11 protein-coding genes are annotated in these 14,288 nt (G+C 44.8%); 3 read left to right on the plus strand and 8 right to left on the minus strand.

What is annotated here, in order from left to right; translation table 11 throughout:
- Positions 1-8: 8 nt before the first annotated feature.
- From R8269_RS04155 to R8269_RS04190, 8 genes are all read right to left on the minus strand, one after another.
- Entirely contained in the window at positions 9-974 is a 966-nt protein-coding gene (locus R8269_RS04155) for an ABC transporter permease (RefSeq protein WP_258476911.1), read from the minus strand.
- A gap of 72 nt (positions 975-1,046) precedes the next feature.
- Entirely contained in the window at positions 1,047-2,411 is a 1,365-nt protein-coding gene (locus R8269_RS04160) for a CmpA/NrtA family ABC transporter substrate-binding protein (RefSeq protein ID WP_005375887.1), read from the minus strand.
- Between the two features lie 266 nt (positions 2,412-2,677).
- Complete coding sequence (locus R8269_RS04165; protein ID WP_252045208.1) at positions 2,678-3,259, minus strand: ANTAR domain-containing response regulator; 582 nt, start codon at positions 3,257-3,259, stop codon at positions 2,678-2,680.
- A gap of 73 nt (positions 3,260-3,332) precedes the next feature.
- Positions 3,333-4,250 carry a dienelactone hydrolase family protein gene (locus tag R8269_RS04170; protein ID WP_005375880.1) on the minus strand — a complete coding sequence of 306 codons (918 nt, stop codon included), beginning with the start codon at positions 4,248-4,250 and terminating at the stop codon, positions 3,333-3,335.
- Positions 4,251-4,479: 229 nt separating this feature from the next.
- The gene (locus R8269_RS04175; RefSeq protein ID WP_104037393.1) at positions 4,480-5,433 is read right to left on the minus strand and encodes a glycosyl transferase family protein; all 954 of its coding nucleotides are present in this window, start codon (positions 5,431-5,433) and stop codon (positions 4,480-4,482) included.
- A complete protein-coding gene (gene cobA, locus R8269_RS04180) occupies positions 5,430-6,335 on the minus strand; it encodes a uroporphyrinogen-III C-methyltransferase (protein ID WP_318222458.1) in 906 nt (301 codons plus the stop codon). Before cobA ends, R8269_RS04175 begins: the two co-directional genes overlap by 4 nt.
- 20 nt (positions 6,336-6,355) lie before the next feature.
- Positions 6,356-9,019 carry a nitrate reductase gene (locus R8269_RS04185; protein WP_318222459.1) on the minus strand — a complete coding sequence of 888 codons (2,664 nt, stop codon included), beginning with the start codon at positions 9,017-9,019 and terminating at the stop codon, positions 6,356-6,358.
- Between the two features lie 293 nt (positions 9,020-9,312).
- Positions 9,313-9,747 (minus strand): GNAT family N-acetyltransferase, encoded by a 435-nt coding sequence (locus R8269_RS04190; protein WP_017634213.1) that lies wholly within the window; start codon positions 9,745-9,747, stop codon positions 9,313-9,315.
- 379 nt (positions 9,748-10,126) lie between these two features.
- Between R8269_RS04190 and R8269_RS04195 the strand changes: the two genes are divergently transcribed.
- From R8269_RS04195 to R8269_RS04205, 3 genes are all read left to right on the plus strand, one after another.
- A complete protein-coding gene (locus R8269_RS04195; RefSeq protein ID WP_318222460.1) occupies positions 10,127-11,383 on the plus strand; it encodes an aromatic amino acid transport family protein in 1,257 nt (418 codons plus the stop codon).
- Positions 11,384-11,994: 611 nt separating this feature from the next.
- A complete protein-coding gene (locus R8269_RS04200; RefSeq protein ID WP_005375864.1) occupies positions 11,995-13,908 on the plus strand; it encodes a tetratricopeptide repeat-containing diguanylate cyclase in 1,914 nt (637 codons plus the stop codon).
- A gap of 10 nt (positions 13,909-13,918) precedes the next feature.
- Complete coding sequence (locus R8269_RS04205) at positions 13,919-14,260, plus strand: hypothetical protein (protein ID WP_005375861.1); 342 nt, start codon at positions 13,919-13,921, stop codon at positions 14,258-14,260.
- Positions 14,261-14,288: the final 28 nt, after the last annotated feature.

The raw sequence follows: 14,288 nt of genomic DNA on the forward strand, positions 1-14,288 counted from the left end.
CGTTTCCCTTATCTCAACGCTTGTTGTTTATTCCAAGACAGCCACTTTTGAAGTTGCAGCATGCCTCTATCGAGCATCAAACCGATAAAACCAATGGTGATGACTGCCACCATGATGCGCCCCAATGATGCCGAGCTGCCGTTCTGGAATTCATCCCAAACGAACTTGCCTAACCCCGGGTTCTGAGCGAGCATTTCTGCCGCAATCAACACCATCCAAGCGATACCTAAAGAGAGACGTAAACCTGTGAAGATCATTGGAATGGCAGAAGGTAAAACGATAGTGCGAATGTGCTGCCACCACGAAAGTTGGAGCACTTTGCTCACGTTGATTAAGTCTTTATCAACGCTCGTTACACCCACAGCGGTATTAATCAGCGTCGGCCATAAGCTACATAGCGCTACTGTGATCAGAGAGTTAATGAACGACTTAGCAAACATCGGGTCATCACTCACATAAGTGGCACTTACAACCATGGTAACGATGGGTAGCCAAGCTAAAGGTGAAACAGGCTTAAGCAATTGAATGATTGGGTTGAACGCTTGATACAGCCCTTGATTAAGACCAAGCACGATGCCAAGCGGAATCGCGATAACCGTCGCCAACAAAAAGCCCGCTGTCACAGTCACTAAGCTTGTTATGATTTGGTCGAAGAACGTCGGCTTACCTGTGTAGGGACGAATCTTCACTTCCGCGTCTGGATTCTTGGCTAACTTCGCAGCATTGCGCTTTTCCTGACGCTCGATAAACGCTTGTTCCTTTTCTCGCTCTTGCCAATGGTCATCGACAAGATTGCTGAACTGCTGAAAAGTTTGCACAGGTCCCGGTAGCGTACCTAATGAAGTTTGCACTTCTCTCGCTGCTAAGTGCCACATTGCCAAAAAGATCAGCAAGCCAATGAAGGGCAAAAGCACCAACCGACTTCGGTTCACTACCTGCTTAGCAGGAAACAGGGAAATGACATTACTAGACATACTCACTCCTAAGAAATTTACATCCTTGTTGCCACAAGCGAATCCCCTCGCCTGTGGCGTTTATCGTTATGGTTAAACCTTGTCTTTTCCTTTAAGCCCGATGGAGAACTTCTCTAGATATTTATTTGGCTCGCGACCGTCATAAACGATGTTGTCGATAAAGTGTGTTTGTGGCGCACGGAAACCATCTTCAGCACTAAAATCTGGGAAGTCTTTTTTGCTCAACACACCATCTTCAATTAGCGCTTGAGCTGCTTGTTGGTAGATATCTGGACGGTAAACCTCTTTGGCCACATCCATGTACCAATCATCGGATTTCTCGCTTGAGATCTGTCCCCAGCGGCGCATTTGAGTCAGATACCAAATCGCATCGCTGTAGTACGGATATGTGGCGTTATGACGGAAGAACACGTTGAAGTCTGGCACGTCTCGTTTGTCGCCTTTCTCGTATTCAAACGTGCCGGTCATTGAGTTGGCGATAACTTCGGCATCGGCTCCAACGTATTCGCTTTTTGATAGCATCTTCACTGCTTCTTGGCGGTTGGCGTTATCGTTTTCATCCAACCAATGTGCAGCTCGAATCAAGGCTTTCACTACGCGAATGTGTGTGTTTGGATACTTCTCAGCCCAAGCTTTGGAAACACCAAACACTTTCTCTGGGTTGTTCTTCCAGATTTCGTAGTCGGTCACGACTGGTGTGCCAATGCCTTTGAATACGGCTTGCTGGTTCCATGGTTCGCCCACGCAGTACCCTTTGATCGTGCCCGCTTCCATCGTCGCTGGCATTTGTGGTGGCGGTGTAACACTCAAAAGAACATCAGCATCCAACTGGCCACTGTTATCGCCTGAGTCTGGTGCGTAAAAGCCTGGATGAATCCCCCCTGCCGCTAACCAGTATCGCAACTCATAGTTGTGCGTCGATACAGGGAACACCATCCCCATGTTGAACGGTTTGCCTTTATCCAGATAGCTGTCGACCACAGGCTTCAGTGCATCCGCTTTGATTGGGTGAACTGGCTTGCCATCTGGTTGCTTTGGAATGTATTGCTTCATCTGCTCCCAAGTATCATTGGAAACCGTGATTGCGTTGCCGTTCAAATCCATACTGAACGCGGTAATCACTTCTGCTTTTGTGCCGACACCAATCGTCGCGCCCAATGGCTGACCAGCAAGCATGTGCGCGCCCGCAAGCTCACCATCGATGACTCGGTCTAATAGCACCTTCCAGTTTGCTTGCGCTTCTAAAGTGACGTACAAGCCTTCGTCTTCAAAAAAGCCTTTCTCATAAGCAACCGCCAGCGGTGCCATATCGGTTAACTTAATAAAACCAAACTTCAGGTCTTCAATTTCTGGCTCACCCAACTCTGCCTTTACGCTGACCGTGGTGAATACCGATAACGAAATTGCTGACACTTTCAGCATCGAACTCCATTTCATTGGTTTGCTCCCATAAAAAAAAGCGCCACTACTCCGAAGAGCAGTAGCGCCGTTGCTAAGTCTACAATTACCGCCGTTGATAATTGAGATAAGCGATTCAACAATAAACCCAATTCTTCTAATCCAATTACTGTGCCAACTTATTTTTTACAGTAAATACAATAGATTAGTATATCTTGTCGTTTGTTATTCCCTGTTATTGCTTGCTGATAGTGCAACACGCACCACGTTAGAAAACGCACCCTACCCCCAAAGTGGTAGAACAACTAATCCAACACTTCCAAAGTAGTTATCAAATTCTTGGCAACCTGTGCGAGCGTTTGGCTCGATTGCATGGCAGATTTTCTAAGCGCTTTATAAGCCTGATCTTCATCAACGCTGTGCATCTTCATAAGCAAACCTTTGGCTTTTTCCACCAGCTTGCGCTCTTCGATCTTATGGGTCAGCGATTCAATTTCCGATTGCATACTTTCGAATTTCGCTCTCACTAATGTCGCATGTTCAATCCAAGGTTGAAGCGCAAACTCACTATCGTGGGGCATGAGCACATAGTCCATTTTTTCTGATAACCGATTGATATCATTGGATGATAATTGCTTTAAGACGATAAGAAGTGGTGCCGATTTTCTGCGGCAGAAATCGACGATCAAACGCAGTTCCGCGGTTGGTTGCTGCCATCCAACCACAACGCTTGCTGACGGTTCTCGTTGCATTAACGTTTCTAGTTGTGCCAATTGGCAACCGATGATGTTGTCGTAATCTTTGCTCAATAAGCCGGACAATCGAGCCTGCTCTTCGAGGCTATCGCAGCATACTATGATGGGTGTTTTTGACGTTGATTGAGTCATGCACATTCCTTGTTTATATCTCACTCACTAAGAGAGACATAACAAGGAATGTGCCAACTAAAGTTGAAGCGTTTTAACTAGAGGCGAGATGTTCTTTGAAGAAGCCGAGTGTGCGTTCCCAAGCGAGTGCTGCTTCTTCCGGTGCGTAGCGTGCTGTTGAGTCGTTATGGAAGCCGTGGTTGACGTTCTCATACATTAACGCTTGATACTGTGCGTCGGTTGCGATCAATTGCTGCTCATAAGCAGGCCATGTGTCGTTAACACGCTTATCGAGCCCTGCAAAGTGAATCATCAACGGTCCTTTGACTTGCTTTTGGATCTCTTGCGCCGCTGGTGTTCCATAGAAAGGCACACCTGCATCGAGCTCTTCTGGCATTACCGCGGCAAGCATGTTGACAATGTATCCACCGAAGCAGAATCCAACCGCGCCCAATTTACCGTTGCCACCCTCGTATTGTTTGAGGAAGTTCGCGGCTGCAATAAAGTCTTGTTCGATCTTGGCTCTGTCCATCTCTTTCTGCATGGCGCGCCCCTCATCGTCGTTCCCCGGATAGCCGCCGAGTGGATAAAGTGCGTCTGGAGCGAAAGCAATAAAGCCATCTTTTGCAAGTCGTCTTGCGACATCTTTGATATAAGGGTTCAGACCTCGGTTTTCATGGATCACCAACACGGTCGGCGATTTTAAGGTCTTCTTCTGTGGCATCACCAAATAACCACGCCCTTCTCCATGCCCATTTGGAGATGGAAAGGTTTCGTAAGTTGCTTTGATGTCAGGATCGTTAAATGAAACTTGTTCTGCAAGTGCGTAATTCGGGGTTAACGCATCGACCAGGGCTGTCATGCTAAAGCCAAGCACCGCAAGGCCACCGAGCCTGTTAAGAAACTCACGGCGCGTGATTTTTCCGTGGGCGTATTCGTCGTACCAATCGAAGGCTTCTTGCGGGATCGGATGAGAAGCCTTTTCACTAGGAGTGGTATGCTTTAGAACCATTATCCATGTCCTCTGTGTCTTACCATATGGGATTTTCTCATTCTCAAACGCGAAGCTAAAAACGAACGCGATTGAGGCTAAAACTGCGGTTTCACCACTCTGATACGGAGCAAGGTGGTGAAACACATCATTGGCGAGCTAGGATCTTTTACCTTCTTCAAACAATAGATAATGGATTCAGATTCAACAACTTTGCGTCGTTGGTTTTACATTAATTGACAATAGTATCTTATTGCTGGCCGCAATAGGCTTGCCAGTAAGAGAAGGCACGTTCGAATGCTTTTTCCCTGTCGTGCATTTGTGCAAACAAGACCACTGTCATTGTGGCGAGAACCGTATTCGCCATTTGGTTCATGTCATCTTCTGACGTCCCAAACGGGCAGTTCGCAGGCATTGGCACCTCAGACAGCATTTGCTCCGTCCAGTAGTGCGATGTCACGCCGCTTGTTTGGCTTAACCATACGGTTTGACTTACTTTCGGGTTGTATTCTGACTCACCAGATTGTCCTTTGAATGACACAACGGCATGAGCGGTTTGACCAATCTCGTATTCGACTTCAGCATGAAGTTGTTGGAATCCCGGATGGAAGCTACCACGAATACCAACCGTCGCCTGCCCCGGATTCAATGCACGAACCACGGTATTAATCGGCGTTCTAAGCCCATAACGATTCTTCCAACCGATCATGGTTTCTGCTTGGGGTGCAAACGAACTCAGCGGCAGATACACGATGTTTTGTGTTTCTAAGACACGTTTTGCGTCTTCGGCTGATTCCGCTTTCTTGATAGCGAACTTGTCGAGGTAATCTTCGGCATGCAAACGACCAGATTGACGGTCATGATAGCCGTGCATCAGCACTTTATGGCCATTATCGGCGAGGATCTTCGCTGCCAACAGGTGCCAAGGTTGACCTGCCGCTTCACGTTTGCCCGCATAACATGGCCAATCAATATCTGCACCAATAGCTGGCATGCGGGATTGGAATGCTTTCACAAAGCCAGCGATTTCTTGTTGAGTCTCGTTCTGTACGCGGATCAGCATCAATAACATCGCCATCTGATCATCATCGCACTCACCGTTTAGGTATTCATCCATAACTCGAAACGCTTGGTCAAAGTTCAGTGGTTTTCTACCACGTTCGCCACGACCGACTGTTCTAATACATTCCAAAATGCTGCTCATATTCCCTCGTATTCCGTCACTGACTGTACGGTTTCTATTAGTTGTTCGCGCAGTTTGACAACTTCTCCCATCACAATCAATGCTGGGCTCACGCCTTTAAGTGTAATCGATAAATCATTGAGCTGATTGAGTTGTGTAACATGCACTTGTTGTTGAGGGCTGCAACCATGAGTGATGATCGCGACTGGAAAATCTTCTCTCAAACCAGAGCCTATTAAACTCGTTTGTATTTGCGATGACTTTTCTAACCCCATATAGAAGACTAACGTTTGTCCGCTTTGCATCAGTTGGCTCCACGCTTCAAATGCGCCTGTTACCACTTGCCCCGTCACAAAGGTAACGCTACGAGCAACGCCACGATGAGTCAGCGGAATCAAGCTGTTTGCTGAACATCCAATCGCAGCGGTAATGCCGGGAATGACTTCGTACGCGATTGAGTGTTTGACGAGTGCTAACGCCTCTTCACCTCCACGGCCAAATACAAAAGGATCTCCCCCTTTTAAGCGTACAACTCGCTTTCCTTGTTGAGCGAGCGATACCATCAAGTCACAAATTTCTTCCTGACCAATACTAGGTTGTCCGCATCTTTTGCCCACGTAAATCCAATCGGCTTGTGGCGAAGCCAACTCCAAAATATCTTTGTTAACCAAACGGTCGTACAACAGTACCTCTGCCGACATAATCGCTTTCACAGCCTTTACCGTTAACAAGTCAGGATCGTGCGGCCCTGCTCCGACAATCGAGACAAAACCTTTGTGGTTCGCGTCCAGGTCTAGTGAATGGTCTTCTAAAAGTTGGGTCAGTTTGCTTGCTTGATCATGCTTAGAAAAGCGAGACGAGCGTTCTTGTTTCTGACTCGCTTGTCCTTTCTTAAACCAAGACTTTTGATAAGGCGCTTCCATGTGCTTATCCTCTTTATGACTTACTTTATTTGAATAGCCAAACTTTGCTGGTTCGCTTGCTGTTTGCCCTTTTGATGCTGATGGCTGTCGACCATTTGTTTGATTTGAGAGACGCACGAGCCACAGTTAGTACCGCATTTGAGTTTGTTTTGAAGTTGGGTCAGTGAAGTGCAGTCTTGTTTCTCCATCGCGTCATGTATTTGTTTATCGGTAACGCGGAAACAACTACAAACCAGTTTGGCACTGCTTTGCGATTGAGTGATGGTAAGCAGTTGCGATAGCTCCATCGGCTTGCCAATCAAGCCAGTAAAGTTGGTGTAGTCAGTTTGAATCGGTTCGCTAGACACCACTAAAACAGAGCGAATGATACGAACGTCTCCAACAAGGTCGTAATCCACCGCTAGCCAACCCTGGGCAATATCTATCGTAATTCTGCGGCTCTTTTCCGTTCGACAAAAACTCTGCTTCTTTGGTCGCTTATCATGTGCAAAGCGCCAAATGCCCAAATTGCTTTCTGCTTGAAATGCGCTGTAGAGAAATTTACCGGAATCAAACTGCGTACCGATGAACATACCGTAGGTTTTGACCGCGGCGTCTTGCACTTCAACATAAGACGACTTAAACGCAGGCTGCCCTGAAATAGGGTCTTTTGCGCTGTTTACTATCGCATTAACACTGCTTTCACCGCCATATCGACCCGCCCAGTGCATTGACATAAACAGCTCCTGAAAACCCAAACCTTCATCAATGGCAACTTTGGCATAAATACCGGTGTTTGAAGCAGGCTGAAACAGCTTGGTGAGTTGTCCTGCTTTTAAGCGATTTTGAGTGGCAGAGAGCGTGTTCATGTACACGGTTGGTTCTAACTCTGAGGCGGCAAGGTGGGCGATATGCCCTGTGCGCGTCATGGTATGCCATTGGTCACGTTGCCTGCCCGTATTGAGCCACCAGCCTTTTGTTCTTTCTAAACGCGTTGGAGATTCACTGGTCACGACAAAACGCGCTTTACCATCTGGGTGCGAATAGACGCCATCAGCAAAAGGACGCTCTCCTCCCCATTGTGTTGGCACCCACTCTTCGTATTCTTGCTCGGTTAAGTTGGCGTATTGAGAAAGATCTAGCTTCAATGGCGAATCTGCATTCATACCTGTCATCGCCGCATATTCCCTGAATACCGCCCGCTCAGAAGTAAACGCAAAGCCATTTTGTGTCTTTTCCAATGCACACAGAGCTTGTCCGACTTGGCTTATCGCCCACCAATCTGATTTTGCTTCACCCGGAGGCATTTGAAACTGGCGCTGCCTTGAAAGTCGACGCTCAGAGTTGGTAACCATGCCTTGCTTCTCCCCCCAGCCAGCGGCGGGCAGCAACAGATCCGCGTAATGCGCGACATCCGAATCCGCTGTGATATCGGAAACAATCACAAACGGACAAATCTCTAGTGCACGTTTTACCAATTGGTTATCTGGCAAAGAGACAACGGGATTGGTTGCCATGATCCAGAGAACTTTAATCTCACCACGTTCTACCGCCTCAAACAGCTCAACGGCTTTTAAACCGGGCTGAGTGGCAATTTCTGGTGAATCCCAAAACGCCTGCACTTGCTTGATGGACTCTGCGTCAAAAGCACGATGTACCGCTAACTGGTTGGCCAATCCACCGACTTCTCGCCCACCCATTGCATTCGGTTGACCTGTAATAGAAAACGGCCCGCAACCTGACTTGGCAATTTTACCTGTCGCCAAGTGTGCATTAATAATGGCATTGCCTTTATCGACACCATTTTCGGCTTGGTTAACCCCTTGGCAAAACAACGTGATTGCGGTTGGGCTTTGCGCAAACCATTGGAAGAATGTCGTGAGTTTTTCTTCTGAAATCCCAATTGAAGACGCTAGATTAGTGACATCGTAACGCAAGTCAGAGACTTCTTCTTTAAGTGTATCAAACCCGTCGGTATAGGAATTTATGTATTGAGAATCAACGCATTGCTGCTCAATAAGAAACTTAAGCAGCCCATTAAAAAGTGATACATCCCCATCGTTTTTAATCGGTAGATGCAAATCGGCTTGCTGCGCGGTGACCGTTTCACGCGGGTCAATGACCACCAGCTTGAGGTTAGGATTGCTCTCTCTCGCTTGTTGAATACGTCGGAATAAAACAGGATGCGTCCAAGCGGTATTAGCACCGCAAATTATCAATAGCTCAGTCTTATCAATATCGTCGTAATTGACGGGAACGACATCTTCACCAAATGCTCGTACATGAGCCGCAACCGCCGAAGACATACACAAACGGGAGTTCGTATCGATGTTTGCGCTGCCAACATAGCCTTTCATGAGTTTGTTGGCGACGTAATAGTCTTCCGTCAACAACTGGCCAGAAACATACATAGCGACGGAATCCGATCCAAACTCCGCTCTCGCTTGATGAATCTTTTCTGCAATCAGATCCGTGGCTTGTTGCCATTGCACTTCTTGCCCTTGAGGTCGCTGCTTGGTGACAAGCTTTGGATACAGCAAGCGCGAAGGCATATTCAAGCTCTCTGCCAACGCGACACCCTTTACGCACAGTGAGCCCGCATTTGCAGGATGACACGCATCCCCAACGATTCCTTTCGCATTGACCTCGACACCACATCCAACACCACAATAGGGACAAGTGGTTTTTTTGCATCCTTGCGACATAACACCTCCAGTGCGATTCAGCCCAACTTACTAGCAAAAAAAAAGCCTCTCCCGAATCGAGAGAGGCAGCAATGCCTTTAACGCTGTTAGTACATTTTCAAAAAGTAATACCCTATACCGCTCTCGCCTGCTATTAAGAGCGGCGCATCGAGTTATCGATGAACGTTTATGTAAAGCAAGTGAGGTGCCAAGATTAAAAACCCTTACCATACAAAGAGTTAGCTTAAAACCAATTATAGCAACGTAATGCTACGCACTGATTGTGTGCAAATTTCGGTCATTATCGTGCAGTATTACTTTACTAATTCCATAACTAACCTGGATTCTTCGTCACCAAAATAATGCGCTTCTTCTTCTAACGTTTTAAAGCCAAGGGAGAGGTATAAAGACAATGCAGGTTGGTTCTTAGGATCGACAGTCAATTTCACGCTTGAGCCTAACGTCAACGACGCAATAACGTTTTCTAGGAGGGAACGCGCAATACCTTTACCTCTATGTTGAATATCGACGGCCAATGACATGATCCAATATTGATGTGCATTTGTGCTAGTCGTTAGCAATATATACCCTGCGACCTGCTCTCCCTCTTTTGCTACCAGTAAACTCTCTCCCCAACAATCAAAAGCTTGCCGAAAGAAAAATTGAGGATAGGCGTGTTCTCCAAATAAAGTATTTTCGAGCTTATATATGGCAAATAAGTCCTCTTTTTGCGCAGACAAGATGTCCATTCAATGACTCCTTCTTTAACATGAATGGCAGCAGTATACCTAAATCTCATCTAAATGACGGGACACAAACATCTCAATTAAGTGCTTAAGAAATGTAATATTCTTCCTGAAAATTAGGCCTAACTCACTTAGAACATACATCCGTGATTAAGTTTTAACCGCAAAATCAAAAACCACACAAGATGAAAATTTCAATACATATAACCATTAAATGCATTACATTTAAGAACTTTATTCTGGTTTATTGAAAAATTCATAGTTTGATAATTTACAACCACCCCAAATTCACAGCATTATTCACCAAGCTTCGCGTGTGATAATAAACACTAAAACCTTTACCATTTTCAGCATTATTATTTTTATAAAAGCGAGTTTTAAAGTGAAAGAATCTCGAAATGCCTTAAATCCTAGTGAAATAAACACAACCACAGCTTGGTCAAAACATGATACACATTGGGTTCTTAGCCTATTTGGAACAGCCGTTGGCGCAGGCATCCTGTTTCTGCCAATTAACCTTGGGATTGGTGGTTTTTGGCCTTTAGTCGCGATGGCAGTACTTGCTTTTCCAATGACCTATCTTGCGCACCGTGGCTTAGCTCGTTTTGTACTATCTTCTAAGATCAAAAACGCAGACTTCACTGATGTAGTGGAAGAGCACTTCGGCGCAAAAGCAGGTCGTTCTATTTCACTGCTGTATTTTCTTTCGATCTTCCCGATCCTGTTGATATATGGTGTTGGAATAACAAACACAGTAGATAGCTTCATGGTAAATCAGGCTGATATGGCTTCTTTACCTAGACCTTTGCTTTCTGGCGTACTAGTGTTTGCACTAATTGCTATTATGATGGCGGGTGAAAAAGTAATGCTACGGGCCTTTGCCATTATGGTGTTCCCACTTGTTGCCATTCTTGCCTTTCTATCATTTTACTTAATACCGAACTGGACCATGCCTGTCATGGATGTGCCAGAAGCGTCAGCTTTTGCTAGCACTATGTGGTTAGCAGTTCCTGTAGTGATTTTCTCGTTTAGTCACGCAGCTGCAATTTCAAGCTTTGCAAATGTACAACGTCGCCATTACGGTAAGCAGGCAGATGCCAAATCCGAAGTTGTTCTTCGTCGCACTAGCATCATGCTGATTGCCTTTGTTCTTATTTTTGTATTTTCCTGTGTGCTAACACTGTCACCTGAACAATTGGCTCAAGCAAAAGAACAAAACGTATCCGTATTGTCTTACTTAGCGAACGCAACCGATAATCCATTTATTGCAACATTTGGTCCTTTAGTAGCGTTTGTTGCTATCACTTCATCTTTCCTTGGGCATTTTTTAGGTGCGCGTGAAAGCTTAAATGGTTTAATTACCAAGCATTTTAACCTATCTGAGAAGCGTGTTGATCGTATCAGCGTGGCAGCACTGTTCTTCTCAATCTGGGCGGCGGCGATCATGAACCCAAGTATTCTTGGTATGATGGAAGCATTGTCAGGGCCTGTTATTGCAATGATCTTATTTATTATGCCAATGTTAGCGGTGTATAAAATCGAGGCGATGAAACAATATCGAGGAAATGTCTCTACTTACTTTGTTCTAGCAGCAGGCATTGTGGCGGTAAGTGCATTAATTTTTAGCTTCTTCAGCTAATAACTAAAGACTAGCTTGGATTTTCAGGGGAATACCTTACACAAGGTTAAGGTGATTCCCTGAATTTTCTTACTCTTTAAAAGGTAATCATCGTTACCCTTGACTCTTAAATAAGAGCGAAAACACCCGCAATCATAAGTACTGAAGCGATGCAGGTACGGCCGATAATGCCGAAGTGCGAAGGTTGAATCATTTCATTATGCATAGTTAATCTCCTATTTATTATAAAAGCCATTTTTTATTGGCTTAATAACACTATGTCTAATATCCAGTTTTTTAACAACCCATACAAACATTAAATATTTATGACAGAAACGTAATTTTTTACACTTCGCCCTGATTTTGAGCGATGAATCCGCGGCTTAAATCATTAGATTGAGTCCACCGAATATGCTCACTTACCTTCCATCGTTACCCTACCTATGCCATCTTCCAATCATTACATAAGTTTTCAATAGATTTTGTTTTTATAAATCATAATATTATAGAGATCCTTCTCGTCTCTCACTCCCAAAACACTTTGCCATTGAGAATCCATCCGCACTTAACCAACAAGAAATGGTAGACTTAACTGGTATTCGGTTAAGAGATCAGATTTTATTAATACGCTCATGCACTTCTCAATTAAAACCCTGGCTTGCGCACTTTGTACTGCACTTGGACTTTTCTTGCATCCGACTAACGTACTGGCGAGTACCGAAAAGCAAGCTTATCTGGAAGAACACATTTCAGCAGAAAGCAAGCCCATGTTAAAACTCTACTTTCGCTCGATGGGTAAGCCGCGATCAATTCAAAAAGATGAGTTAAATGCGCCACAGAATGCATCAGCGGAGTCTCTTGCTCTGTATTACTTTGCACGAAAGTACCTTAAGCGTTACGAAGGCGTTCCATTACCGAAAGATATGCCCGATTTAATCGAATTCGGTAAAAAGCACCATTTGGAATGGGTCGTCGCTGAAGCACAGCTCAATAAGGCTGTAACAATGATTGAGCAAGACGATAACTGGAACGCAGAATTGTTACTCCATGACGTTGTTTCTACAGCCCGTGATCTTGGTTATCTAGCATTAGAAGGCCGTGCTTACCGCTGGTTAGGCAATCTAGAAGTATCTCGAAATCAACTACGCAGTGGCCTAAAATATTATCGCAATGCCTATGAGTTATTAGAAAAAACAGTGTTTGAAATACAAGTCGCGATGACACTGAACAACATTGGGACGGTCTACATCGACGCATCAGATTGGGCTCGGGCCAACAGTTACCTAACGCAAGCTCTCGACACTTACCTAGAGAGCGAATATCAATACGATAATAGCTTTTTTATGGGGGTTATCTACGCAAACCTTAGCATCGTTCACTCGAGCCTCGGAGATAACAAAAAAGCGGAATATTATTTCAATGAAGCCATTCGACTTTCAATGCAAACGGGGTCGGACACAGTCAAGCACCACTCTTTATCCAGCTTTTCACAAATGTTGAGCTCGGTAGGAAAAATTGATGATGCATTAATGGTCGCACAACGTTGCGTAGACCTGCCCATTCCAAAAAATCTAGAAATGCTAAAAACGTCTTGTTACGAGGCATTTGCAGAGGCTTACCTCGCAAACAAACAATACGATAAAGCTATTACAACAGCGCTTAACGTTCTAGAACAAACCAAATCAACCAGTGAATTAGAGCTGCGTCAGCGTATTGATATGCTTTCGGTACTGGTAAACGCTCATCAAATTCTTAATGACTATGAAGCTGCTTTTCATTATTTAACCCAATTAAGAGAGCTAGAGGCTGAGTTTTCTCATCATATTCATGGTGAAGAGATGATTAACATTAAGTTTGACCTCGAAGCTAAGTTAGCCCAGAAAGAACTCAAATTGCTAGAAACAAAAAATGCGCTACAAGCCTCTGAACTGCGTTCACAGCGCTATCGAGAAATGTTCTACTTTATCGCTATTGCGGCAATTGGAGTCGTTGGTTTTCGTTACGTACTGCGCGTTAGACGTATTAATAAAGCACTCACTCAAGAAAATACTACCGATCCATTAACTCAACTGCATAACCGTCGCTATCTTCACATTTGGTTGGACAAAATGGCTCGTAGAAGCCCAGATAGAACATTTGCCTTAGCCGTTTTAGATGTCGATCATTTTAAAACCTTTAATGATCAATATGGACACGATATTGGCGATAAAATGCTGACTCATATTGCCACGCTATTTAATGAATCCACCCGCTCTGGTGACCTACTCATTCGTTGGGGTGGAGAAGAGTTTGTCCTATTATTCGAAGTACAGCGAGTTGAAGATTGCGCTAAGTTTTTGGAGCGATTGAGATATACTGTTGAAAACACACCATTGGTGGTTGACTCTAAACCATTAAGCGCGACAATTTCCCTTGGAGCAGTGGACAAACTGTCGGCACAAACAATTAAACAAGAATGGGATCAGTGGTTTTTCTTGGCAGACCAAGCTTTGTATGATGCGAAGCAAGCTGGCAGAAACCAGTTCATCATTCACCCTACATCATAAAAAAGCACACATGGAAAAAAATCTAATCATTATTACTTTTGCGCCTCTATTTCTTATGGCGTGCAGTAATCAGCAAGCATCTCAACTGGGAATGCGCAGCAGCAGTGTCAACGTATATGCCCAGCAAATGAGTAACACTCAACTATGTGAAACTCTCTACTACAACCGTGCAACTAACCAAACCAAAGTGGCGATTGGTGCTGAGTTCAATCGACGTGGATTAAACAAAAAGTGGTGTGATAAAGAATTCGATAAGTTGTACATTAAAAAATGGATTGATAACGTGCTGCCTAAGGAAAAAGCCGAACCTAAAAAACCAATGGCAACTATTCAACCCGCTTCAACTAAATAACTCCTCTCTTGAAGCAGACGGTACACTC

This window comes from Vibrio sp. Vb0667 (assembly GCF_033391095.1).